General features: G+C 47.0%; 23 protein-coding genes and 1 pseudogene. 14 read left to right on the forward strand and 10 right to left on the reverse strand.

Features of this window, described 5'->3' with window-relative positions; all coding sequences use genetic code 11:
* The first annotated feature begins 25 nt into the window (after window positions 1-25).
* From C7B65_RS20485 to C7B65_RS20495, 3 genes are read left to right on the forward strand one after another with little or no spacing between them, the layout of a single operon-like run.
* Complete coding sequence (locus C7B65_RS20485) at window positions 26-943, forward strand: putative selenate ABC transporter substrate-binding protein (protein WP_073074541.1); 918 nt, start codon at window positions 26-28, stop codon at window positions 941-943.
* Window positions 943-1,701, forward strand: a complete 759-nt coding sequence (gene phnC / locus C7B65_RS20490) for a phosphonate ABC transporter ATP-binding protein (protein ID WP_073074540.1) — start codon at window positions 943-945, stop codon at window positions 1,699-1,701. The genes C7B65_RS20485 and phnC overlap by 1 nt, the downstream gene beginning before the upstream one ends.
* Window positions 1,701-3,335, forward strand: a complete 1,635-nt coding sequence (locus tag C7B65_RS20495) for a PhnE/PtxC family ABC transporter permease (RefSeq protein ID WP_073074539.1) — start codon at window positions 1,701-1,703, stop codon at window positions 3,333-3,335. Before phnC ends, C7B65_RS20495 begins: the two co-directional genes overlap by 1 nt.
* A gap of 2 nt (window positions 3,336-3,337) precedes the next feature.
* On the opposite strand, the gene C7B65_RS20500 is transcribed toward C7B65_RS20495, so the two are convergent.
* Window positions 3,338-4,723 (reverse strand): sensor histidine kinase, encoded by a 1,386-nt coding sequence (locus C7B65_RS20500; protein WP_219898674.1) that lies wholly within the window; start codon window positions 4,721-4,723, stop codon window positions 3,338-3,340.
* A 343-nt stretch (window positions 4,724-5,066) separates the two neighbouring features.
* On the opposite strand from C7B65_RS20500, the gene C7B65_RS20505 reads away from it, so the two are divergent.
* From C7B65_RS20505 to purU, 5 genes are all read left to right on the forward strand, one after another.
* A complete protein-coding gene (locus tag C7B65_RS20505; protein ID WP_223257469.1) occupies window positions 5,067-6,134 on the forward strand; it encodes a hypothetical protein in 1,068 nt (355 codons plus the stop codon).
* 38 nt (window positions 6,135-6,172) lie between these two features.
* Window positions 6,173-6,856 carry a response regulator transcription factor gene (locus tag C7B65_RS20510; protein ID WP_073074538.1) on the forward strand — a complete coding sequence of 228 codons (684 nt, stop codon included), beginning with the start codon at window positions 6,173-6,175 and terminating at the stop codon, window positions 6,854-6,856.
* Window positions 6,857-7,200: 344 nt separating this feature from the next.
* Window positions 7,201-7,506, forward strand: coding sequence for a hypothetical protein (locus C7B65_RS20515; RefSeq protein WP_143162103.1), 306 nt, complete (start codon window positions 7,201-7,203; stop codon window positions 7,504-7,506).
* 90 nt (window positions 7,507-7,596) lie between these two features.
* A complete protein-coding gene (locus C7B65_RS20520) occupies window positions 7,597-8,256 on the forward strand; it encodes a DUF4340 domain-containing protein (protein WP_073074536.1) in 660 nt (219 codons plus the stop codon).
* A gap of 23 nt (window positions 8,257-8,279) precedes the next feature.
* The gene (gene purU, locus C7B65_RS20525; protein ID WP_280523192.1) at window positions 8,280-9,137 is read left to right on the forward strand and encodes a formyltetrahydrofolate deformylase; all 858 of its coding nucleotides are present in this window, start codon (window positions 8,280-8,282) and stop codon (window positions 9,135-9,137) included.
* Here purU and C7B65_RS20530 read toward each other — a convergent pair.
* Window positions 9,134-9,568 (reverse strand): Na-translocating system protein MpsC family protein, encoded by a 435-nt coding sequence (locus C7B65_RS20530; protein ID WP_073074535.1) that lies wholly within the window; start codon window positions 9,566-9,568, stop codon window positions 9,134-9,136. The genes purU and C7B65_RS20530 overlap by 4 nt on opposite strands.
* A gap of 101 nt (window positions 9,569-9,669) precedes the next feature.
* Here C7B65_RS20530 and C7B65_RS20535 point away from each other — a divergent pair, with 101 nt between their 5' ends.
* Both C7B65_RS20535 and C7B65_RS20540 read left to right on the forward strand, forming a co-directional pair.
* Window positions 9,670-9,921: a glutaredoxin family protein gene (locus C7B65_RS20535; RefSeq protein ID WP_073074534.1), complete on the forward strand. Its 252-nt coding sequence runs from the start codon at window positions 9,670-9,672 to the stop codon at window positions 9,919-9,921.
* 39 nt (window positions 9,922-9,960) lie between these two features.
* The gene (locus C7B65_RS20540; RefSeq protein ID WP_073074533.1) at window positions 9,961-11,466 is read left to right on the forward strand and encodes a UDP-N-acetylmuramoyl-L-alanyl-D-glutamate--2,6-diaminopimelate ligase; all 1,506 of its coding nucleotides are present in this window, start codon (window positions 9,961-9,963) and stop codon (window positions 11,464-11,466) included.
* Window positions 11,467-11,664: 198 nt separating this feature from the next.
* On the opposite strand, the gene C7B65_RS20545 is transcribed toward C7B65_RS20540, so the two are convergent.
* Window positions 11,665-12,093, reverse strand: coding sequence for a hypothetical protein (locus C7B65_RS20545; protein WP_073074532.1), 429 nt, complete (start codon window positions 12,091-12,093; stop codon window positions 11,665-11,667).
* Between the two features lie 212 nt (window positions 12,094-12,305).
* Here C7B65_RS20545 and C7B65_RS20550 point away from each other — a divergent pair, with 212 nt between their 5' ends.
* A complete protein-coding gene (locus tag C7B65_RS20550) occupies window positions 12,306-14,882 on the forward strand; it encodes an ATP-binding protein (RefSeq protein ID WP_073074531.1) in 2,577 nt (858 codons plus the stop codon).
* On the opposite strand, the gene C7B65_RS29365 is transcribed toward C7B65_RS20550, so the two are convergent.
* On the reverse strand, window positions 14,883-15,008 hold the full coding sequence (locus C7B65_RS29365; protein WP_262983565.1) for a hypothetical protein: 126 nt from the start codon (window positions 15,006-15,008) through the stop codon (window positions 14,883-14,885).
* 48 nt (window positions 15,009-15,056) lie between these two features.
* Between C7B65_RS29365 and C7B65_RS20555 the strand changes: the two genes are divergently transcribed.
* The gene (locus tag C7B65_RS20555; protein WP_073074530.1) at window positions 15,057-15,803 is read left to right on the forward strand and encodes a proteasome-type protease; all 747 of its coding nucleotides are present in this window, start codon (window positions 15,057-15,059) and stop codon (window positions 15,801-15,803) included.
* Here C7B65_RS20555 and C7B65_RS20560 read toward each other — a convergent pair.
* From C7B65_RS20560 to C7B65_RS20570, 3 genes are all read right to left on the reverse strand, one after another.
* Window positions 15,788-16,657: a transglutaminase family protein gene (locus C7B65_RS20560; protein ID WP_073074529.1), complete on the reverse strand. Its 870-nt coding sequence runs from the start codon at window positions 16,655-16,657 to the stop codon at window positions 15,788-15,790. The genes C7B65_RS20555 and C7B65_RS20560 overlap by 16 nt on opposite strands.
* Window positions 16,658-16,835: 178 nt before the next feature.
* The gene (locus tag C7B65_RS20565) at window positions 16,836-17,792 is read right to left on the reverse strand and encodes an alpha-E domain-containing protein (protein WP_073074528.1); all 957 of its coding nucleotides are present in this window, start codon (window positions 17,790-17,792) and stop codon (window positions 16,836-16,838) included.
* Window positions 17,793-17,802: 10 nt separating this feature from the next.
* Window positions 17,803-19,236 carry a circularly permuted type 2 ATP-grasp protein gene (locus C7B65_RS20570; protein ID WP_073074527.1) on the reverse strand — a complete coding sequence of 478 codons (1,434 nt, stop codon included), beginning with the start codon at window positions 19,234-19,236 and terminating at the stop codon, window positions 17,803-17,805.
* 179 nt (window positions 19,237-19,415) lie between these two features.
* On the opposite strand from C7B65_RS20570, the gene C7B65_RS20575 reads away from it, so the two are divergent.
* A complete protein-coding gene (locus C7B65_RS20575) occupies window positions 19,416-19,940 on the forward strand; it encodes a zinc ribbon domain-containing protein (RefSeq protein ID WP_223257468.1) in 525 nt (174 codons plus the stop codon).
* Between the two features lie 22 nt (window positions 19,941-19,962).
* Here the strand turns inward: C7B65_RS20575 and C7B65_RS20580 are convergent, their stop codons facing one another.
* The 3 genes from C7B65_RS20580 to C7B65_RS20590 form a co-directional block, all read right to left on the reverse strand.
* Window positions 19,963-20,412, reverse strand: a complete 450-nt coding sequence (locus C7B65_RS20580) for an RpnC/YadD family protein (protein WP_143162102.1) — start codon at window positions 20,410-20,412, stop codon at window positions 19,963-19,965.
* A 161-nt stretch (window positions 20,413-20,573) separates the two neighbouring features.
* Window positions 20,574-21,350: an Rpn family recombination-promoting nuclease/putative transposase gene (locus C7B65_RS20585; protein ID WP_073074526.1), complete on the reverse strand. Its 777-nt coding sequence runs from the start codon at window positions 21,348-21,350 to the stop codon at window positions 20,574-20,576.
* 113 nt (window positions 21,351-21,463) lie between these two features.
* Window positions 21,464-22,420, reverse strand: a complete 957-nt coding sequence (locus C7B65_RS20590) for a hypothetical protein (protein ID WP_073074525.1) — start codon at window positions 22,418-22,420, stop codon at window positions 21,464-21,466.
* 101 nt (window positions 22,421-22,521) lie between these two features.
* On the opposite strand from C7B65_RS20590, the pseudogene C7B65_RS20595 reads away from it, so the two are divergent.
* Window positions 22,522-22,895: pseudogene (locus tag C7B65_RS20595) on the forward strand (IS4 family transposase); the annotation flags it as partial.

Raw genomic sequence — 22,895 nt, forward strand, 5'->3', positions numbered from 1 at the left:
TTGTTTGATCCATTTCTAATGTTCCATGAAAAAAATTCTGTTTTCCGGGTTCTTGTTCTTGTCTTTACTGTCGCTGGGAGCTTGTTCATCTACAACTTCACCTGATGCGGCGAAACCAGTTACACAAAAAACCTTTACCACAGGGGCGATTCCTGACCAAGATCCCGAAAAGCTACAGCGGCTCTACAGCAAGCTCTCAAAATATCTAGAAGCTGAGTTAAAGGTGCCCGTTGCTTATAAGCCTGTGACTGACTATACGGCGGCGGTGACTGCATTCAAGGTTGGTGACTTGGATATGGTGTGGTTTGGCGGCTTGACGGGTGTGCAGGCGCGTTTGCAGGTGCCGGGTGCTGAGGCGATCGCTCAACGGGATATCGATTCTCAGTTTCATAGTCTGTTTATCGCTAATAAAAAAAGTGGCATTCAGCCGATTCAAAATCTTAAAGATCTCACCACGCTTAAAGGACACAGTTTCACCTTTGGCAGCGAGTCTTCGACTTCTGGGCGGTTAATGCCGCAATATTTTCTTCAGCAAGCAGGCGTGAAATTGGAAGGCGATTTTAAAGGACAGGCAGGCTTTTCTAAAAATCACGATGCGACGATCGAGCTAGTCACCGCAGGCACTTACGATGCAGGTGTCGTGAACGAGCAAGTTTGGCAAAAGCGCCTTAAAGAAGGCAAAATCGATCTCAATCAGGTTGAGGTAATTTGGCGATCGCCCGCTTTTTTTGATTATCACTGGGTGATGAATCCGAGTGTGAAGGAGCGATTTGGAGCCGACTTTCCGCAAAGAGTTCAAGCCACGTTGATGAAACTTGATCCGAATGTGCCCGACCAAAAAGAGATTTTGGAATTGTTTGGAGCAGCTAAGTTTGTGCCAACTAAAAACGAGAACTATGCGACGATCGAGCAAGTCGGACGCGCGATCGGCAAAATCAAATAATGGCGTTTTCAGTCCCCGTTTTTGAACTCAAACAGGTTTCTCAGCAGTTCGGTCAGTTCTCTGCGCTGAGGAATATTAGTCTACAAATTTATCCCGGTGAACGGGTGGCGCTGGTGGGGTCAAGCGGGGCTGGAAAGAGTACGCTGTTGCGATTGCTGAATGGTAGTGTGCGATCGACGCGCGGCGAAGTCTGGGCAATGGGACGAAATTTGAGCCAACTCAACTCAAAGCGTCTGCGTCAAATTCAGCAGCAAATTGGCACGATTTATCAACAGTTGAATTTAGTCGATAATCTGCGAGTCATTCACAACGTCAACGCCGGACATTTGGGGCGATGGTCATTCTTTAAAGCATTGGCATCTCTGATGGTGCCGCTAGAAGTTGAAACGGCGGTTAAGGCTCTGAGTCAAGTTGGCATCGCCGAAAAGCTCTATGAGCGCACCGATCGACTCTCAGGCGGACAACAGCAACGAGTCGCGATCGCCAGAGTTCTCGTTCAAAATCCGCTCGTGATTTTGGCAGACGAACCGATCGCCAGCCTCGATCCCGAACTCAGCCGAGAAATTATGGATCTGTTACAAAATCTCGCTGAACAAGCCGATCGCACGCTAGTCGTTAGTCTGCATGATGTCGATTTTGCGCGGAGTCACTGCGATCGCATGATTGGGTTACGCCAAGGGCAAATTCTCTTCGATGCGGCTCCTCACCAAGTCTCACCTGATTTAATTGCAGACTTATATCGATTGGAATCTCACTGATGACTGTCATCACTCCCGCTCTCAAATGGGGCTTGATTGGACTCGCCGCGATCGTCCTCTCGCTTCTGCAAGCCGGACTTTTTAGACAAGATTTATTCAATCTAAATGGTGTACCGCTCTTGTGGCGATTTATAGTCGCTAGCGTTCATCCAGATTTAAGCACTGAGTTGCTACAAACGACATTCAGTGCGACTGTCACCACATTAGCTTATGCGGTATGCGGAACATTCTTTAGCGTTATTTTAGGAATGATCGGCGGCGTTTTAGCCTCTGAGGTTTGGTGGTTATCATTTGGTCAACCTTCGCGTTGCTGGTTGTTGATTCGAGCCGCGATCGCAGTTCCTCGTGCCATTCATGAACTGATCTGGGGACTGTTTTTTGTCAACATTTGGGGACTTGATCCACTGACGGCGATCGTAGCGATCGCGATTCCTTTTGGTGCAATCACCGCGAAAGTTTTTTCTGAAATTTTAGATGAAACGCCCCGGACACCCTTATTAATCTTGCTGAATAGCGGCGTTTCTCCCCTGACTGCATTTTTTTACAGTCTATTACCGCAAGCATTTCTCAATCTATTATCTTATGTGTTCTATCGATTTGAATGTTCGATTCGATCGGCAGCCGTGTTAGGCATCATCGGCGCGGGTGGATTGGGATATGAAATCTTTCTCAGCTTGCAATCGCTGCGCTATGAGCAACTCTGGACATTTTTCTACGCGCTGTTTATTCTTAACGGATTGGTTGATCTGAGTAGTGCCTGGTTGCGGCGGCGATTGGGATGCTCTAGCCGTATCGATTTGAACCTCCAGCAAAACAAAAGCAAAACGCCTCAAAAAGCTGCTCAAAATTATTTTATTCTGATTCCGATCGCGCTGTTTCTGCTAACGCTTTGTTTTTGGTATATCAATCCTGATTTCAGCAAATTCTGGGCACCTCGCACTCAGCAGTTATTTGGGCAATTTGTTCGATCCGCCTTGCCACCTGACTTTAGTGGAGTGCCGCAGCTAATTCCCCAAGCGATCGAGACGGTTTCGATGTCAGTGCTGGCGATCGCGTTCTCTGCGTTTGGAGGGTTGCTACTCGCATTTCCAGCGGCAAATAATTTCTTTCTTCCGGGCGGTCTGCTTAATCAGCAAGGCAATGGCAGCTTACCGCAAATCATGTTTCTATTGTCACGAGCCGTCTTGCTGATCTGCCGCGCGATTCCGGCACCGATTTGGGCGTTAGTCGTGCTGTTTGTGATGTTTCCAGGAATTTTGCCCGGCGCGATCGCCCTCGGTCTACACAATTTAGGCATTTTGGGACGCTTGATGGCAGAGGTGATCGAAAACCAAGATCAGCGCCCCCTCGCAGCGCTCAAGGCACAGGGAGCGCCAAACTCACTGATCTTTCTTTACGGCGTGTTGCCGCTGACGATGCCCAGATTTTTAGCCTATTCGCTCTACCGATGGGAGGTCTGTATGCGAGAGACCGTAATCGTCGGGCTGGTCGGTGCTGGGGGACTCGGACGATCGCTAACTGAGCAGTTAAGTAGCTTTGATTATCAAGCGTTAATTGTTACGCTCGGAGGCTTTCTGATGCTGACATTTCTGGTCGATTGGGTGAGCGCAAATGCACGGCGATCGCTGCGATGACCTCACAGATTGCCGTCATCAAGATGCGGAATTTTGACCGTAAATGTGGTGCCGACTCCTTCCTGGCTATCGACTAAAATCTTGCCATTCTGAAGATCGACACACTTTTTCACCACTGCTAAACCAAGCCCGGTTCCGGCGATCGTGGTGGCTTTTTGTCCTCGATAAAACGGCTCAAACAAACTCTCTTGATCGGTTGATGAGATGCCAATGCCCTGATCGTGAACTTGAAACACGATCGTGTCTCGATCGCAGCTTAAAATTAACCGAATCGTTTCTCCTTTGGGCGAATATTTCACTGCATTTGATAATAAGTTGCTGAGGGTCGAATAGAGTAGTTTTTCATCTAACTGAGCGTGGCTATATCCACACTGGCTAACCAGTTGAAATGAATGAGTTGCCAAGCTATAACACTCAAAATCTTCAATCAAATTTAAACAAAATGCTTCTAAATCGACTAGTTCTAGGTTGCACTCTAGCTTTCCTGCTTCTGCTCTAGTCAACGTCAAAATATCTGTTAGCAGTTGAATCATTAACTTTGCAGAAGATTGAATTCGCCGCAGATTTTTCTCGGTTCGGTCTGCTGTCCACGGCTGATGACTTTCTAACAGCAATTGCGCTGATCCTAAAATCACGCTCAACGGAGTCCTAAACTCGTGAGAAACCATCGAGAAAAAGCGGAGTTTAAGCTCACTCAGTTCTTGTTGTTGAGCTAACTTATGTTGAATTGTTTCTGCATTTTGGCGTTTAATTAACTGTGAGTAGAAGGCAAAAAAGCCCAAAAATAAGATCGAGAATCCTAAAAGGTTCAACCAAATCTCGATCAGTCTTCTTCCATAAATGCTTGTCTGAGATTGAATAATCGATTGCTTTAACTCCTGTTGTTCCTCAGATTGCATCTCAGCTATTACAGCCTGAATTTGCTCTCGAAGTTGAACACTCCGATCGGTAATTTTAGTCTGCTGAATAATCGTGGCTCGATCTTTTTGACGCAAATCAATCGACTGCGCTAAGAGCGCTAATCTCTGCTTAATTAAAGCCTCTAACTTGACAAGGCGCGGTGCCTGATTGGGGTGATTTGATAACAGCAATCTTAGTTCTGTCAACTCAGGTTCAAACTGGTCGATCGCGACTTGATAGCGGGTCAGCTCTTTACGATCGCCGTAGTAGATATATCCTCGTCGCCCTGACTCAGCAACCGTCATGGTCGAGAAGACATTACCCAACGTTTTGATCACTTCATAGGTCTGTTGCGATTTTCTGCTGCTCTCGATTAGCTCAGTCGCATTCTGATAAGATACAAAACTTCCGCTTCCCATCAGCAGAATCAATAGCAAAAATCCTGTTGCTAACCACTTTCCTTCAGACGACCATTTCAAAAAAGCCATTCCTTTATTTTCTAAGGTTAGATGCAGAATTCTGTGTTTAAAATTATGAAGTCTTTGTATTTTAAGAAATAATAAGTATTCCGTGACGAAAGATTTTTAACTTCATAGATTGGTTGTGTTCAACCTGACATTACGGTATATTTAGCCTCATCAATTGAAGCTTTAATTGAACCTTTTTCAGCATTTATACATATCAGCGATCGTGAGTAATCTGAAGTCTAGATTGTCCCCGGCTGCTGACTTGTCGCAATGAGTTCCAGAAGCCTCTTGAACGCCGACAGTTTGTGCTGTACGTTCAGTCACATGTCTATATTTGATCTTTTTGATAAGTTTGGGCTAAACAATGACTCGATCAGCATCTACCCCGCCTCAGACTGCATCGACTTCTCACCCCTCCGAAACCCCCTCTGATGATCGCCCTCCGACGGACAAACCAAAATCAAATCTGCACACTTTGGCTGCGACTTGGGCCCGAAAATATATTGTCTCAGTGACTTCAGACTATGACGAAGCGCAGATCAAAAAGATCGATCGCCTCGCAAATTACGCTTCCTCAGAAGGGCGACAATACACCACTGAGAAGCTGATGCAAAGACTGAATCTAGCGAGCGCCCAAGCCTGGTCGATGACCGAAGATCTCCTAGCGGCAGAAGTTTTGCGTCATGGAATTGATTCAAGTTTGCTTGACCCCTGGCAAATTGCCGCAGATTCTCATCAGTTGTTTGAGAAAGCGCTGTTAGCCTATGGCGACGAGCTTACAGCCCAGCGTCTCTCGGTAGTGATTGGCGATGACTGCGGGCGGTTGCGCCAAAAATATACAGACCCAGATCCGCGTGCGATCGGCTTTGTCAGCATGCAGTTTCATCACACGGGCAAAATTCTCTTAGATCAGCTTTCTCCAGCCGAGCAGGGGCTATTTTCGCCCTATCTCAAAGTCATGGACGATCACATGTACATGCCGTTGCAAGATGCGTACCAAGCTGCCGCAGCCCACGATCCTGATTCTCCTGAGTTGATTGCCGTGCAGAATTTGTTGCCAGTCAGCAGCCGGGTTGCCCATCGCGTCTGTGATCAAATTCATCGTCTAAATCCGGGCTATCAAACCTACAGCGGCAGCCTCAACTCCTCAGAGGTGAGAACTTCCAGCATTCGCGATGTTGAAATGTTTCAGGTTTACCTCTGTCTGTGTACCCTAGAGGGAAATGTGTCATCGGTGCAGCGTCAGTTGTTCCCGCTTTGTGTGATGCTCTATCCTCGATTGAAGGTAAAGTGGCAGATGGTGCAGGAGATGTTGCAGGTGATGGGCTGGGAGCTATACGGGCAATTATCACCGACAGACATGACGGTTTTGATCCCCTATTTGCAGGCGTTGACAGAGATGTTTTCAACAGACGTGTTTCAGGAGAGTTAGAATTTTGCAGTCGAGTTGAAAATTATTGAGACTGCTTCATGCGAATTTTAGTGGTTGAAGATGATGTTCAACTAGCCGAAGTGCTTGCTGAGGCACTGACCGATCGCCAGTATGCCGTAGACGTAGTGCAAGACGGAGAAGTCGCCTGGGATTGGTTTAACTCGCTTCACTATGATCTGATCGTGCTAGACCTGACCCTGCCTAAACTCGATGGGGTAAGCTTCTGTCAGCGCCTGCGAAATCGTAACTTCACGGCTCCAGTGATGATGCTGACCGCTCGTGACACGATCGCCGACAAAATTATCGGGTTAGATGCAGGCGCAGACGACTATATGGTCAAACCCTTTGACCTGCAAGAGCTAATGGCAAGAATTCGGGCGCTCTTGCGTCGAGGCAGCAGTGCCACCGTAACTGGGTTTGTCTGGGGCAGTTTGCGCCTCGATTCCAGCACTTACGAAGTCACTTACAAGACTGAGTTGATTCAGCTTACGCCGAAAGAATATGCGCTGCTAGAACTTTTGGTCGCAAATGGGCGGCGAGTGTTAAGCCGCGCCGGGATCATTGAGCGTATCTGGACGCTGCAAGACCCGCCAACCGAGGAGACGGTCAAGTCACACATTAAAAGCCTGCGCCAAAAGCTTAAAGCCGCTGGTGCCCCAGACGACTTCATCGAAACCGTTCACGGATTGGGCTATCGACTCAAAAAGACCGAGGCAGGCTAATCAATCAGTAGGCAAAGTTTCTCGATCTCCCCGATTTCTCCCCGATTTCTCCCCGTCAACTCCCCCATTAGGGCTTTACCATTTTTTTCTAGAGGAGTTTGGGAAGTCTGGCTGTCTTGCTAACACTTTGTGATCAGGCACTGTCAGAGCAACAAATTTAAAGCTTCGGTCGCTGGGAAAGGGGAAACCATTCAGCCTCAGACAACCCCTCGTTTTGGGCTGAATGGCTAATCACCGAAGTTATCGCCTGTCTGGGGCTAGGTGTTGCAGAGACAGCTAGTCCCAGGCATCTTTTTTGCTCACTGCTTATGGGTGTCAATCAAGTTGTCAAGCGTTTTAATCGAATGAGCAAAGAAATCTATCACGGCTGGCACGTTGAACTGGTGCCAGAAGCAACGGGCTACTCGTTTCAGTGCTGGTTGCCAAGCGATCGATTAGCGGTGAGCGATCGTCACACCTATCCGACGTTAGAAAGCGCGCGGTTTGCTGCCCAAACCAGAGCAGACTTAGAAGCAGTCAGATGGGCGCTCAAGCACTGCTATGCAAACTATATTCAGGGCAACCTCAACTCTGACGAATATTCGACCTTAGAAGGGTTGATCGTGGGGGTGCTAACCCGTGAAAAGACAAGCCAATTGTTAGTCGGTTAAGCGCGATCGCGAGACCGCTAAATGATGGACGATCGAGCGCTCCTGTTAGGATCTACTTGCAGACTCTGTTAAATCGCGATCGTTGGCTCCATGAAGTTTCAAAAAACTCCTTTAATTTTGCTGTTTAGTGCCTTGCTTTTGGGTGGATATGTCTATTTTTCTGAGCTGAGAAAAGAGCCACAGCCGCAGACAACCCAAACAGAAGCAAAGCCAATTTTTGCGTTTAAAGAAGATGAAGTTCAGGCATTTACGGTGAAAACGGCGCAACAAACGCTGAGTTTTGAGCAGATACCGATGTCGATTCCGGCGGGGCAAAAAGGACTGGGCAAAACGTCTTCGTGGCAAATGATCGCCCCCGAAAAAACAACTGCTGATCAGGCAACTGTCGCATTCCTGCTGAATTTGATCGCCACAGCAAAAAGCGATCGCACCCTCTTAACCCCGATCACCCGTCAAGCAGAATTTGGACTCAATCCCCCAATCGCCACGATCGAGGTAAAGCTCGGCAATCAGCAAACCCATCGGCTGCTGTTGGGCAAACCGAATTTTAACCGTCAGTTTTTATATGCGCTGGCTGACCCGATCGCAAATTCTTCTCAAGATCTTGCTGTGTTGCAGGTTCCGATCAATTTTCAAAACGCGATCGATCGTCCCCTATCTGAATGGAAACAAGCCAACCCAACCCCTAAAGCGTCATCTACGCCCAGTAGCCCAAATACCAATAATGCAACCTCGAAGGGGGCACAATAATTACGACCATCGAATCATAAATTATGCTGGCTAGCCCGACTGCAACGCTCCTGCTTTCTTGCCCCGACCAAAAAGGATTAGTCGCTAAAATCGCCAACTTTGTTTACTCAAATGGGGGCAACATCATTCACGCCGATCAGCACACCGATTTTTTGGCTGGGTTGTTTCTCGTTCGCATTGAGTGGCAGTTAGACGGCTTTAATCTTCCCCGTGACGTGATTGAGCCTGCCTTTAACGCGATCGCGCAACCCCTGAATGCAAAATGGCAAATTCATTTTTCTGACACGGTGCCTCGGATTGCAGTTTGGGTGAGCCGTCAAGATCATTGTTTATTTGATTTAATTTGGCGACAGCGAGCTAAAGAATTCAACGCTGAAATTCCGTTAATCATTAGCAATCACGAAAACTTAAGCGCGATCGCGACTCAATTTGACATCGCGTTTCGACACATCCCGATCACCAAAGAGACAAAACCTCAACAGGAAGCAAAACAGCTAAAACTCTTGCAGCAATACAACATTGATCTGGTGGTGTTAGCCAAATATATGCAGGTTTTGAGTGCGGAATTTGTGTCTCAATTTCCCAATATCATTAACATTCACCACTCATTTTTACCCGCATTTGCAGGGGCAAACCCCTATCAAAGAGCCTATGAGCGAGGCGTTAAAATCATTGGCGCAACGGCTCATTATGTGACGGCAGATTTAGATGAAGGCCCGATTATTGAGCAGGATGTAGTACAGGTCAGCCATCGAGATGACGTGAATGATCTGATTCGCAAAGGCAAAGATTTAGAGCGTGTCGTGTTGGCAAGAGCGGTGCGATCGCACTTGCAAAATCGCGTTTTAGTCTACGGAAATCGCACCGTTGTGATTGGCTAACTTGTAGATTCTTCCTGATTGACCTCTGCAATCTTTTCTTTCTTGACTTTAGGAATCGATTCTAGATTGCGGACGGGGGGCACGTCTTCTAAAACGACAATCATGCCCGCTACATCGTAGGTGAGATCAGTGTCGCTGAGGAGAGTTTTGACGGCAACACCCGAAACTTCTTCGATTAATTCGATCAGGCGAGGTTTGAGGGCAATATCTAGATGCGATCGCAGCGCTTTTGCAGACTCTACTCGCTCGTTTGATAATAAAAGCTGCTCAGAAGGAGTCGCGACTTTTTCGAGAGCGATCGCCAGTTTCTGATCAAAAAACTGACAGACTACTTTCTCAGGGCGCACTCCTAGTTCGTCTTTATAAACTGCTTGAATGCGTTGCGAGAGCGATCGTTCAATTTGTCCGCTCGTGGGAGTAACTTCTGGCATGATCAATCATTAGGGGTAGAACTCCCCTACTTTAGTGAGGTGGACACTACACGTTAAAGACGATCGAGCGGCAATTCCTCTATCAGAAGGTGAAGCAAATAATGAAATTAGTTCTCTATAGCAAACCTGGATGCCATTTGTGTGAGGGCTTGCAAGAAAAGCTAGCAGAGGTGAGGGCAGTGACGATCGAGCTTGAGATTCGCGACATCACGACCCGCGATGACTGGTTTCAAGCTTATCAATATGAAATTCCAGTTCTCTATACCGATTCTGTTCGCTTGCCTCGCCCTTCTCCTCGCGCTACAGTTCAACAATTAGAAAGCTTGCTACAGAAGTTTGAGTCGTCAACTTGATAAAAATAAGCGCAAATTATTGGGGCAAGGAGTGAACAAATGCAGTTAATCGATCTACTGGCACAGGTTCCTGGCATTGAGGCATTGCCCGATCATTCTGCCTTGAGCGCCGAGGTTAAAGGACTGACGACCAACTCGCTCGTGTGTCAGCCTGGAGACTTGTTTATCGGGATGCCTGGAACTCGTGTAGATGGGGGAGACTTTTGGCAAAGCGCGATCGCATCGGGCGCGATCGCGGCGATCGTCTCTCCTCAAGCGGCGGCTAAAGCGATCAGCGATCCAGCGTTTAAGTCTCAGACCCCGCTGGTAATTTCGGCAACTGATATGACTCAGGCGTGTGCGGCGATCGCGGCGGCGTTCTACGACTTTCCGGCGAGCAAGCTGAAACTCGTGGGAGTGACGGGCACCAATGGCAAAACGACCACGACCCATTTAATTGAGTTTTTGTTAGAGAAAGGTCAGCAACCCGCCGCGCTGTTTGGGACGCTCTACACTCGTTGGCAAGGCTTTCAGCAGATTGCTCTGCACACAACCCCGTTTGCGATCGATTTACAGCGTCAGTTTGCGGCGGCGATCGCGGCAGGGTGTCAAGTGGGCGTGATGGAAGTCAGTTCTCACGCACTGGCACAGGGCCGGGTGAGGGGCTGCCCCTTTGAGGTGTCTGTGTTTACAAACCTGACGCAAGATCATCTCGACTTCCATAAAGATATGGACGATTATTTTGCGGCAAAGGCGCTGCTGTTTAGCGCCGACTATCTCAAAGGTCGAGCCGTAATTAACCTCGATGATCCCTACGGACAGCGATTAATTGAGCAATCTGTTCAGCAGGTGTGGAGCTACAGCACGCAGCAGCCAGCCGATTTATGGATGAGTGATTTGACTTACGGGGCAGATGGCGTGAGCGGAATGCTGCACACTCCTCAAGGAGATATGTCCTTTCGATCGCCACTGGTCGGGCAATTTAATCTAGAAAATCTGCTAGCGGCGATCGCAGTCGGGCTGCATTTAGAACTGGATTTAGAATTGATGGTTAACGCCCTCCCCAAATTTAAAGGGGTGCCAGGACGCATGGAACAAGTTCACATCAATTCCCGGCAAGACATCAGCGTGATTGTAGATTATGCCCATACTCCCGATAGTTTAGAGAATATGCTCAAGGCGGCGAGACCGTTTATTGCAGGGCAAATGATCTGTGTGTTTGGGTGTGGCGGCGATCGCGATCGTACCAAGCGTCCTTTAATGGGCAACATCGCCGCAACGCTGGCAGATCGAGTGATCGTGACTTCTGATAACCCTCGAACTGAAGACCCAGTGAGAATCTTAGAAGATGTCGTGGCGGGAATTCCTGCCTCTGTGCAGCCGATCGTGTTGAGCGATCGGGCAACCGCAATTCGCACCGCAATTTTGCAAGCCAACCCTGGAGACGGGGTGCTGATTGCAGGCAAAGGACACGAAGATTATCAGATTTTGGGCACTGAAAAAATTCATTTTGACGATCGAGAACAAGCCAGATCTGCCCTAACAAAGCGTGTTGCGCCTGATTAAGCACCTCCCTAAAAGAATGTTTGAAAAGTCGGCGTTGCAGAACGATGAACGGACTGCAAGGGCAGCCCGTGTCTACCCGTAAACCACAGGGAGATTACTCCTACTCAAATCATTCTGCTATTTAGCAACGTTCACTTCTCTGGGGTCAACTTCTAGATAGCTTGTCCAAGTCAGCAATAAAGCAACACATTCTCCCGGTCAAAACCAAAAGAAACCCTTAGCTACGCCCAACCAACCGGAAATTTGCCCCAAAAATGGCTTGACTTTATCCCAGAGACTTTTACCTGCTTCAACAGTCTTGCCAGCGTTTTCAAGCGTCTCAGCCATAGTTTTCAAGTTGTCTGCGGCTAATACCTTTTTAGGTTCTTCTTTTTCAACTGCCTTCTTCGCAGCACCCAGGTAAAGTGTCAATTCCTCTTTAACATCCGATGGTAACTCAGCGTCACGAATCATTCGATCAAGTTCACCAAGAACTGTGACGACATCTGACTGGGTTAATTGCTTGTCTACAGAAGCCGTAGAGTTGATTTGTGTTTGACTTATCCCCCTGCCAACAGCAATCTGACCACTTGTATCTCCTTTAATATCAGCTTGGATGGAATTACCAGACTGGTTTTGCTCACTCATGACATAACCTCAACAGTTACCTTTCAGAATAAACGCCAGTGTTGGCTTTAGAGAAATACACATGAACTATGAAAGAATTTACTTGCGTCAGAGCTTAGGATATGATACCAGTGAAGCATTAGTTTCCTCCCAAGTTTGGATATTCACTAGTGCATCCAAAGTTACTAATGCGAGGAGATCCTGCTGCCTAGAATAGAAAACTTAGGGTTGTTATGACTCAAGAATCTCAGCCAAACACTGAAGGACAGGTTGAATCAGCTAATTCTGAATCTACTAAAGCAGCAGGAACATCTCCTCGATCTCAAGTTCCTTCGTCTTCCACTACCCTCAATAATCAGGGCAACAATAGCGGTCAGATAGCTGTTGGTAAATTTATAATACAGTTCAATATCACTTACGGAGGCAAAGTACTTAAAATTCTTGCCTGGAGTAAGGAACGACTAAGAAATCGCCCTCGTACTGAGCGTGAAAGATTCCTGCCAGCTCCCCTCAATTTGGTAGGACGCAGAAAAGAAGTTGAGGGAGTGATCACTGAACTTCAGTCCAAAAAAATTCTTGAATTTTATGGAGAAGCTAAAATCGACAGAGAAACTCTTCTACGCCATTTAGCCAATCACAGTGAGCTTACGACTAGTTTTTCTGATGGGGTGGTATTTCGTGACGCAGGGAAATATCGAACTGTATCTGACTTGCTTCAAGCAATTCTTTTCATTTTTTATAGAGTCAAATCTCATACTTACTTTACCAACGCCGAAATCAGAACCCGATTAGGTGGCAAAAAGGCTCTTGTTTTACTGGATGATGTTCGACTTTCACGAGAGAGCATATTGTTTCTACGTGATCATATGAGAGGTTCTAAATTTGTTCTCGCCTCTCCCAAACGCTGCTTAGAAAAAGATGGTGACAAAAGCATTCCTTTAGAAGGAATGCCTGCTGATGAAGCTTTGGAACTAGCAAGACAAGAATGGAATACAGGAAAATTCTCTGCCGAAGAAGATCCTTTAGATAGCGATCAGGATCGTCTTGCAGTTGAAAAACTGCGTATTCTTCTGAAAGGAAATCCTGGAAAAATCCGCGAAGCTGTGAGAAAAGCTAGGAAGGATGACAAAAGACTGGAAGAGATTGCCGAGGAAATTGCAAATGCACCAAGCTCAGAATTCTCTGATCCTTCTTCAGTCTTAAAAATGCTGAATTCTTTACCGAAACCAGCACGACGAATTTTGAAAGTCTTAGCCGTTTTAGGAATAACAGGTTTAACTCTTCTCGTCGCCCAAGTTAAATCAGATGCTACAACATCTGTACCAAAAGGCAATTCATCAATGGATCTGTCAGCTACTGAGGTGAAATATCACTTAGACTCCTTGCTCCAAAATGGTCTTATTCAATCTGACGGTTCTCGCTACAGTTTAGATGAACCTCTCAAAGCAGTTTTCAAAAACAGCGAAACACTTGGCTCCGAGTGGGACTTAGTTCCCTGGCGAGACAAAGCCACTACATATTTCAATGACTGGATGCAACAGAATCAAATGCAGCCTGATGTTGTGCTGAAAGAATCTGATGCAGTTTTTAACCTTTTGGAATCGGCTGTTGATGGGGGGCGTTGGGAAGAAGTTGTACAAATGGGTCGCGGACTAGAGGGGGCGCTTGCCTTGAATGGACAATGGGGTGCCTGGGAAGAGGTCTTGAATTGGGAGTTAGAGGCTGCAAAAAACCTAAAGGATCGGGCATCTGAGGCTTGGGCACTTCATCAAAAGGGCAGTCGGGCACTCTGTTTGGGTGATACCGACATAGCCTATACTTGCCTGACTCAGGCACTTGCTTTACGGGAAGAGTTAGACGATCGCAATGGTGCTGCTGTCACTCGCCATAATTTAGGTCTGCTCTTGGGTTTGAAGCGCCCAGAATCCCATCTAATTCCCCCAATTCTTATAGGTACAGTAGGGGCAATTTTCTTAAGTTTGTGGAAAACACCTGATTATAACTATCAAGGGTATTCTGTCCCAATTTCTAAACCGAATCCTTTACCTCCAGCCGCTTGCATTATTACTGGAGGTTCATCTGCCCAAATTACCCAAAATGGCAACTCTTTCAGAGGTGAAGAAATTTCTTATCAACTGAATGGAAAACCAGCAAAAGCAACTCTGTTGGGAACTCTCAATACAAGGAGTGGTTGGTTTTATATGGAAACACAAAACCCTACTCCTGGAAGCTGCTTCATCAGACTTGATGGAGAAAAGATGTCAGATGGTTTGATAGTGGGTGGAGCAAGTGCAGACGAAGTGCTATTGGATGGCAAGAGAAGCAAAATTAAAACAGACAAAACGAGTGGGGCAACAGGTACGTTCAGAATGACTCTATCTGCACAAGGTGCTAATATCTGGACACTTAAGATTCCCAAAGCTGGAAATGAGGTGAATTTAGAGCAGCTACCACAATGGATGCTCAAATCTGGGCAGAAAAATCCTCCCAAAAACCTACCTCCAGGAAATAATCGGAATCCTAACGGAAACACGAATTCAAATCCGAGTGAATTAGTAAAACCAACACCGCAGGTTGAACCATTAAAGCGAATAACAGAATTACCGCCTATCTCATCCATTCCTAACCAAGAAGAGCTTCGATTTGCCCTAAAAATAGCAACAGACAAGAAAGACTGGAGCAGTGCTATTGAAATCGTGGATAGAATGATTAAGAACGCTTCTCCCACCGATGTAAAACAACTTCAGGAATACAAAGCAGAACTGCAAAAGCGACTGTCCGAGTCTTCATCATCAACTTCAAGGAAGTAATCATTTACCGCCACTCAACAAGCCAGGCTCGGTTAAGTCTTGAGGAATGACGTAAGCCTGAATCTGATGCTGGTTTTGCAAGGAGTTTGCTAATGCTTGCAGCTTATCTTTACCTTGATTCTGCAATGCCCGATTTGCTTGATAGCTAACCGCTGTAGGTTTCCCAGTTTATTTATGACTTATTGCCTCGGAATTTTAACTAGTGCTGGCTTGGTGATGGCTGCCGACTCGCGCACAAATGCCGGGGTTGATTATGTTTCGACTCACCAAAAACTGTTTGATTTTTCGCTGCCGGGCGATCGCGTCATTCTTCTCTGCACGTCGGGCAATTTGGCGGTGACTCAATCAATTGTGACGCTGTTAAAACGAGACATTAAAGCTCAGGAAGCGGTTAATTTGCACACCTTGCCCAGTCTCTATGAAGTTGCCCAATACATCGGCGACAAAACGCGGCAAATTCAAGAACGGGATCGATCGTGGCTCGAAAAAGATCGCATCGACTTTAAATGCACGTTTTTGCTGGGCGGACAGATTCAAGGTGAAGAACCGGAACTGTATATGCTCTACAGTCAGGGCAACTGCATTCAAGCGTCTAAAGAAACGACGTTTTTGCAGATTGGCGAAGCGAAATATGGCAAGCCGATTCTCGATCGTGTCCTCAATTTCGACACGTCATTAGAGGCGGCGGCGAAGTGTGCGCTGCTGTCGATCGATTCAACCATGAAGTCTAATATTTCAGTCGGCCCGCCGATTAATCTGGTGATGTATGAAGCGGATAGTTTTAAAATTCGCTATGAATTGCGGCTCGATCGGGGTGCGCCTTATCTCGCTCAGATTCGCAAGTTTTGGGAGGGCTATCTGAATGAGGCGTTTGAACGGATGCCCAACATCGATTGGGATCAGTCTCAAGACAGTCCTTGAATCTGAATCTGATAGTCAATAGTGGATTGCACGTCTCCGACTCGACTAAAATTGCCGGAGACAGGAGCCGCATAATCAGACACCGCACTCGCAACCAGGGCAACGTGACGATCGCTGACCGCTAATCCATGCGTCGGATCATAGCCTCGCCACCCCGCGCCCGGTAAATAAACCTCAGCCCAAGCGTGAAGATGACGATCGTCTCGATCTAAATCGCCTTCTTGATAGCCACTGACAAACCGTGCCGCGAGTCCGATCGAGCGACACACTTCGATAAACAGCACCGTTAGATCTCGACAAGATCCCAATTTTTCTGTCCAGGTGATGCCTGGTGATAGCGGCTTCCCGGTTTCGCGAACCAGATATTTACAGCTTTCGTAAATGCGTTGATTGAGGGTTGCTAAAAAGTTCACCGTGTCGCCTGAAACTTCGTGACTGATTTCTTGAGCGAGTTGTAGCGCGATCGGGTCAACCGAGGTGGCATAGTTGGCGTTTTGCCCCGTTAGATAAGGCTGAAGTTGCAGCAAAAGTGAAGTGGGATAATCGATCGCCAGTCGCGCTGCCCAAGGCTCCATCAAATAGTTAAACGGATTCGATTCGTGAGTTTCAACCTGAGACTGAGCTTGAATTTGCAGTTGCTCGGTTTTTTGCGGCGCAAACCACAGCTTGATCAGCGAGTTGCCATCGAGATCCACGATTTGCGATCGCGCGGTCGGCTGTGGCGTGACTTGCAGCGAAAACAATTTGAGGGTTTGCCAGCCGTTCGATCGGGGTCGCAATCGCACCAGATGCGGCTGCAACGTCACAGGCTGACTGTATTTGTAAGTGGTGGTGTGTGAGATTTGGTAAAACATTGGGCGATTTTGAATCTTGACAGACAACCAGAATCCAAAATTCGGCACTGCTGAATAGCGGAATAATTGGGGTAGGGGCAATCCCCCCGTGGTTGCCCTCCGTCATGGGTAGGCACGGGGGCGCTACCCCTACAGCCGATTTCATTCCTCATTGTGCAACGTCAAACTTCGCAGTTAATCATCGATTGGCAGGTTCTAACGCAAAAAAAGTCTCGAAAACATTTTTGCCAACTTCGTTCATCCGCTGCTGTAAGCTGTCTAGAAACTCGTGCAGTCCGACGTGAACGATCTCATCGATCGTCAGATAATCCAAGTCCGATCGCAGCCGCCCCAACGTGCGCTCGGCAGGATTACACCAAGTGCCGATCGGAGTGCCCGTGATCTCATGTAGCGATCGCTCGGCTTGCTGAATGCAAAACCGCATCGATCGCGGAAATTCTCGCTCTAAGACTAAAAACTTGGCGACCGACATCGGCGTGATGCGATGCAGACCTTGTTTGCGATACATCTCGTAGGCACTGGCAGACCTCAACAACGCTATCCACTGCAAGTCATCTAGCGTGGTGCCGACATCTTTCACTGATGGCAGCAAAATAAAATATTTCACGTCGAGAATCCGGCTGGTTTTGTCGGCGCGTTCTAAAAGTCTGCCAATTTGCCCAAAATGCCATCCTTCATTGTGGGTCATGGTCGCGTTAGTGATGCCAGCAAACAAGTGACTCGCGAGTTTCACTTCACTAAAAAATTCGGGCAACTGACCGGGCGAGTCTGCTTGAGCGGCTTCTTTGACCATGAAATAGAAGGCGTTTACCTGTTGCCACATTTCTGACGAGATGATTTCTCGCACCGATCGGGCATTGTTTCTCGCCGAATTCAAACACGACAAAATCGAATTGGAATAATTGCTGTCAAACGTGAGAAATCGGATCACATTCTCAGCCGTCGCCTCGCCATAGCGTTCTTTAAACAGCGGCAAATCTCCGGTGGTTAGCACCAGCGGCTCCCATTGTTGAGTGACTCCGATCGGAGAATCCAACAACAAGTTCAAATTGACATCAATAAATCGAGCAATATTTTCTGCCCGCTCAATGTAGCGGTTTAGCCAGTAAATCGAATCAGCAACACGACTCAGCATAGAGAATTTCTTATTGACAAATGACCCACGTATCTTTGCTGCCGCCCCCTTGAGAGGAGTTGACCACTAGAGAACCTTTTTTAAGCGCCACACGAGTCAACCCACCCGGATTAACGTAAATCTCTTTACCGTAGAGCACATAAGGACGCAAATCGACGTGACAGCCCTCAAACTGGTCGCCGATCAGCGAAGGCACGCGAGACAGTGAAAGCGTTGGTTGAGCAATGTAATTGCGGGGTTGCGCCTTGATTTTTTCGGCAAATTCGTCTCGCTGTGCCTGAGTTGAGTGAGGACCGATCAACATTCCATAGCCGCCAGACTCGTTGGCGCATTTGACCACCAGCTTATCTAAGTTGGCTAAAACGTGGCTCTGTTGCTGCGGCTCCCAGCAGAGATAAGTGGGCACATTGGCCAGAATTGGCTCTTCGCCCAAATAGTAGCGAATCATCGCCGGGACAAAAGAATAAATCACTTTGTCGTCTGCAACGCCAGTACCCAGAGCATTAGCCAGTCCGACTCTTCCGGCACGATAGACTTCCATCAGCCCAGGAATGCCTAAGAGAGAATCAGCACGAAACGCTAACGGATCGATAAAGTCGTCATCAATGCGGCGATAGACCACATCAACCCGCTTGAGACCCTTGGTCGTTCGCATTTGCAAATAGCCATCTGACACCACCAGATCTCGCCCTTCGACCAGTTCGACTCCCATTTGCTGGGCAAGAAACGACTGCTCAAAATAAGCCGAGTTATAGATTCCAGGAGTCAGCAGCACGACAGTAGGGTCGGGCAAATGGTGAGGAGCCAAATTCAACAGCGTTTCGAGCAAGTGGCTGGGGTATTCTTCGACGGGCTGAATATTCATCGTCTCAAAGACGAGCGGCAGAGTGCTTTTCATCACGCGCCGACTTTCTAGCACATAAGAGACTCCTGACGGGCAGCGCAGATTGTCTTCTAGCACGTACCATTCACCTGCACGATCGCGCACCAAATCCGTCCCGGTAATATGGCACCAGATGCCTTCTGGCGGCTTGACTCCCATACATTGCTTAAAAAATCCCGTTGCCGAATAAATCAGCTCTGCCGGAATTACACTATCGCGAATGATTTTTTGCTCGTCGTAAATGTCAGCCAAAAATAGATTGAGGGCATAAATGCGCTGCTTTAAACCTTTTTCTAGCTTTGCCCATTCGTTGGCTGAGACAATGCGAGGAATGATGTCAAACGGAAAGATGCGCTCGGTGCCTTGCGTATCGCCATAAACGTTAAAAGTGACACCCATTTTAAACAGCGCAATTTGAGCCGACTGCTGCCGTCGCTGCAACTCTTCCATCGACAGCGAATTGATCCGATCGACCAGAGGAATCGCATCTAGGCGAGGCTGTCCCTGCTCAATAAACAGTTCATCATAGAAATCTCCGGGTTCATAATCATGCAAATTCACAGCCGTGCGCCCAAAGTTTGACCGTTAACTTCTTAATGAATAGAGTTGACCACGACTTCAAACTGTAGCCGTGAATACTTAATCTTGTCTTCAGCGCGATCAACCATGTGAAGAAATATAGCGATCGAGTCGCTGACCGATCATTCATCCCAAGTCATTGATAGAACAAAAGGGAGAGGATGCAGGATCAGACTATGGCTTATCAGTGTGATTTAGGAACCGGACAACGGCTGTATCTCGAAAACCGAGGCACGCAGACGATCGTCAGGCTGACGAGTGGCAGTGCCCGACAGCAGCAGAGTCAGCAGAGCAACTTTGAAACGGGAGAATGGCAAACCTTGCCCAAAGTGTTTCGCACGGGCACCGGAATCATTTTGCAAATCGAGTCAGCCCAAAAGCAATCATTTGTCAGTTTGCAAGCTCAACGCATCGGCACGTTAAGCCACTTACCCGACATGACAGGCGCAGAGGTGCTGTCGCTTCAGCCTACCGAAGCGATCGCTTCATCATTCAAGCCGATGGAGCCGATGCAGCCCATGCAGCCCATGCAGCCGATGAAGCCGATGGAAATGAAAATGGGCAATATGCAGATGCAGATGGGCACGCCCCAGAGCGGTCAGCGCTTTTGTTCTCAGTGTGGAGAATCTGTGAGAGTTAGCGATCGCTTCTGCTCTCACTGCGGCACTCAGTTATCAACAAATTAACGAATGGTTTGATTGGCAAAGCTTAACTTTGTGCAGACTCGTTCATTTGCTGTTGAAGCTGTTGAACTTCCTCGATCGATAAACCTGTTGAAGACGCAAAGAGATTGATGTTCACGCCTCCTCGTAAAAGATTGCGTGCGATCGCCTGCTTCTCGTCTCTCTGAATTGAACGGTAAATCACAGATTCTTGCATAACGTCCCTCTGCACTAAACGATAAATCACGTCCTCCTCCAATCTTAACCCAGCCAAAATCGCTGAGGCTGCCATTAGATTAGCTTGCGTCGTTGGTTCTTCAATCTGATCCCCAACTTGAGTCACTTGGCGCAACATCTCTGCTGGATCTGCACTCTGTCCCAGTGCCGCAAAGGGCAGCAGTCCAGGATATTGCAGGAAGAGTGAAGCAGGTTGCTCCCATAAACGAACCACATCAAAGTCGTAACGTAATTCCCCTTCTAGATGCGATCGCAGCACTGCCAAAATAAACGATCGAGAACATTCTGTGACTTTAAGTGTGCATAACGTTTCGCTTCACCCGCCGCAAATAGCCTCTCGAACTCAATGAAAAGACTCTAAACGGTCGGGTGCAAGCAGATTGTTATGCCGTTTCTTACGATCAACTCTCCGTACATCGATCAACTTCCGCCTTGTGAGGAACCGTTGAGTTGTTGCTGAAGTTGTTGCACTTCTTGGATCGATAAACCAGTACTACGAACAATAATTTCAATTGGTACACCTTCTTGCAGAAGATTGAGTGCGATCGCTCGTGAATTCTCTGCTTGAGTCTCTCTCTGAATCGAACGATAAACGGTAGATTCTTGCATGATGTCTCTCCGTAGGATTTGATAAACGACCTCATCCTCTAATCGTAACCCAGCTAAAATCCCTGATGCTGCTATCAAATTTGCTTGCGCTTCAGAGTCTGCAATTTGATTAATCCGTTGTGCCGCTTGCCGCAACGTTTCCTCTGCGTCTGCGCTTTGACCAAGAGACGCAAAGGGGATCAGCCCTGAATATTGCAGGAACAGGGCTGCGGGTTGCTCCCAGATTCTCACCACCTCGAACTCGTGGCGTGTGTTCTCCATCTCAAAGCTGGTTTGATACACGCGCTCAGATGCAGTTTGCTTCAGGTAAATCACAACCTGCCGCATCGGTTTGCTTGGATCTTTACGATACCCACGCACACGGTAGTCCAGCATTCGGAATGGAACATTATCTTTAGGCAGGGTTTGAAACTCTAGATGTAAAAAAGAAGCAACTGACTGCAGCAGAATCAGGGCATCGGTGCGAATCGGATCGAGAGAAAGTTCAGAGGGCTTGAGTTCTGTCATTTCGACAGGTTCTCCCAAAAGCCAACTGGCAAAGTCTGAGGAGAAGTGTTCGGCAAGAAATCGGCAGGTATCGTCGTACATAAGAAATAGTAAAATTGTACGCCCTGCATGAGCAATTTGTTTCTGTGAAAATCTGAATTTTGATGACTGATTGTTGTGGTGCGTTTATTAAACTCCTGCTCCTTTGGATCATTCTAGTAGAATCGCATCCCCATACGGAGCCACTCCCAAAAATTTAGCTGATATTTCATTGGGTTAGGATCAATTTTCAGCAAGATCTCAATAATTTCAGAAACCGTAGATTGCTGAAATTTATTTATTGCTTCAGGCTCAGAAAGTTCTGCAATTAGAACTGTAAAAATTTCCGTATCAATTTCCTGGTTTCGTATTTGCCTATTAATTTTTGTCAACTCTTGAGCAATGTCTTTTGGATCTGACATTAAACGTAGTTGATTCAAGGTGTTTGATTTCTTAAAGAATTCTGTGAACTGGCTACCAAGTTCCTTTTCTTGTCGATAAATTCTAACTCTTAGGAACAAACATAAAATAAAGTGGTAGGCATAAAAAAAGAAAAACAACAGTGCCAAAAAAGGAAGGAGCTGTAAGATGGGGAATCTCAACATTAGAAGATTCCACCAGTTTGCTTCAGAAGTAATCTCATACTCTCTGACAGAATCGTATGAAATTTCGCGAAGGTTGACCTCTTTCAGTCTTACACTTGGAACGACCTCAATGTTAGATATCCTCTCACCTACGATTGTGTAAGTTGCTTTGAATACGGGCTTTACTGGAGTTCCAAAAGCAGCAGTAAATTCCGAGGACTCATGATTAGGCTTAGATGATTCTTCAAAACTAGAGCGATTTAGAATATCTATATTGTAAAAATATTTCCTAGTTGAATTACTCGCTAGGGACTGTGATGCAGATAATTTAGTACTATCCTTGTATTCAGTGGGAATTTCTTGAGATATTATTCTCAAAGGTTTGCTCTTCCCCTTTTGTTTAAATTCAATAGATATCTGAACTTTATCAAAATCTTTATCAGATAGATTATAAACTGCAAAATCTATCTGACCGACTTCTTGAACTGGATTTTTAATATTGTCATTAACACAATAGTTCGGACAATTTTTGACAGAAAAGCTATCCATCGGATAGGGTGCAACTACTAAATCAAGCGCACCGGATAGATAGCTATGGAAGCCATTGTACAGAGCCTACTGACCAAAGTGGGCGTTTTCGCAAACCGCAAGTGACCTTTTTCGTGACGCTGTTTTCAACGATTCTGATTGTCTGCGGCAAGGTCAACTTCACGAATTTGAGCCGCTATAGTGAGTTGCATGAGAAGACGTACCGACGGCACTTCGGGGCGGAGTTTGACTTCACCTCGTTCAATGTCGAACTGGTCAACCTTGGAGCTAGGACAGAACAGGCGTTGCTGTTGGTGATGGATAGCTCGTTTATTCCCAAGAGCGGCAAGGCGACGGAGGGCATCGACTGGTATTGGAATGGTTGTGCTAGCCGGGTAGAGAAAGGCTTAGAGATCTCGTTAGTGGGGGTGGTGGATGTGGAAACCAAAACCGCTTACGCCCTGTCTGCCCAACAGACGCTGGCTCAAGCAGAGAT

It is taken from the genome of Phormidesmis priestleyi ULC007, assembly GCF_003003695.1.
GTDB classification, from domain to species: Bacteria; Cyanobacteriota; Cyanobacteriia; order Leptolyngbyales; family Leptolyngbyaceae; genus Phormidesmis_A; species Phormidesmis_A priestleyi_A.

Coding starts and splice junctions, on each gene's coding strand:
- C7B65_RS20485 (WP_073074541.1), top strand. CDS start 26: ATGAAAAAAATTCTGTTTTCCGGGTTCTTGTTCTTGTCTTTACTGTCG.
- phnC (WP_073074540.1), top strand. CDS start 943: ATGGCGTTTTCAGTCCCCGTTTTTGAACTCAAACAGGTTTCTCAGCAG.
- C7B65_RS20495 (WP_073074539.1), top strand. CDS start 1,701: ATGACTGTCATCACTCCCGCTCTCAAATGGGGCTTGATTGGACTCGCC.
- C7B65_RS20500 (WP_219898674.1), bottom strand. CDS start 4,723: ATGGCTTTTTTGAAATGGTCGTCTGAAGGAAAGTGGTTAGCAACAGGA.
- C7B65_RS20505 (WP_223257469.1), top strand. CDS start 5,067: ATGACTCGATCAGCATCTACCCCGCCTCAGACTGCATCGACTTCTCAC.
- C7B65_RS20510 (WP_073074538.1), top strand. CDS start 6,173: ATGCGAATTTTAGTGGTTGAAGATGATGTTCAACTAGCCGAAGTGCTT.
- C7B65_RS20515 (WP_143162103.1), top strand. CDS start 7,201: ATGAGCAAAGAAATCTATCACGGCTGGCACGTTGAACTGGTGCCAGAA.
- C7B65_RS20520 (WP_073074536.1), top strand. CDS start 7,597: ATGAAGTTTCAAAAAACTCCTTTAATTTTGCTGTTTAGTGCCTTGCTT.
- purU (WP_280523192.1), top strand. CDS start 8,280: ATGCTGGCTAGCCCGACTGCAACGCTCCTGCTTTCTTGCCCCGACCAA.
- C7B65_RS20530 (WP_073074535.1), bottom strand. CDS start 9,568: ATGCCAGAAGTTACTCCCACGAGCGGACAAATTGAACGATCGCTCTCG.
- C7B65_RS20535 (WP_073074534.1), top strand. CDS start 9,670: ATGAAATTAGTTCTCTATAGCAAACCTGGATGCCATTTGTGTGAGGGC.
- C7B65_RS20540 (WP_073074533.1), top strand. CDS start 9,961: ATGCAGTTAATCGATCTACTGGCACAGGTTCCTGGCATTGAGGCATTG.
- C7B65_RS20545 (WP_073074532.1), bottom strand. CDS start 12,093: ATGAGTGAGCAAAACCAGTCTGGTAATTCCATCCAAGCTGATATTAAA.
- C7B65_RS20550 (WP_073074531.1), top strand. CDS start 12,306: ATGACTCAAGAATCTCAGCCAAACACTGAAGGACAGGTTGAATCAGCT.
- C7B65_RS20555 (WP_073074530.1), top strand. CDS start 15,057: ATGACTTATTGCCTCGGAATTTTAACTAGTGCTGGCTTGGTGATGGCT.
- C7B65_RS20560 (WP_073074529.1), bottom strand. CDS start 16,657: ATGTTTTACCAAATCTCACACACCACCACTTACAAATACAGTCAGCCT.
- C7B65_RS20565 (WP_073074528.1), bottom strand. CDS start 17,792: ATGCTGAGTCGTGTTGCTGATTCGATTTACTGGCTAAACCGCTACATT.
- C7B65_RS20575 (WP_223257468.1), top strand. CDS start 19,416: ATGCAGGATCAGACTATGGCTTATCAGTGTGATTTAGGAACCGGACAA.
- C7B65_RS20585 (WP_073074526.1), bottom strand. CDS start 21,350: ATGTACGACGATACCTGCCGATTTCTTGCCGAACACTTCTCCTCAGAC.
- C7B65_RS20590 (WP_073074525.1), bottom strand. CDS start 22,420: ATGGATAGCTTTTCTGTCAAAAATTGTCCGAACTATTGTGTTAATGAC.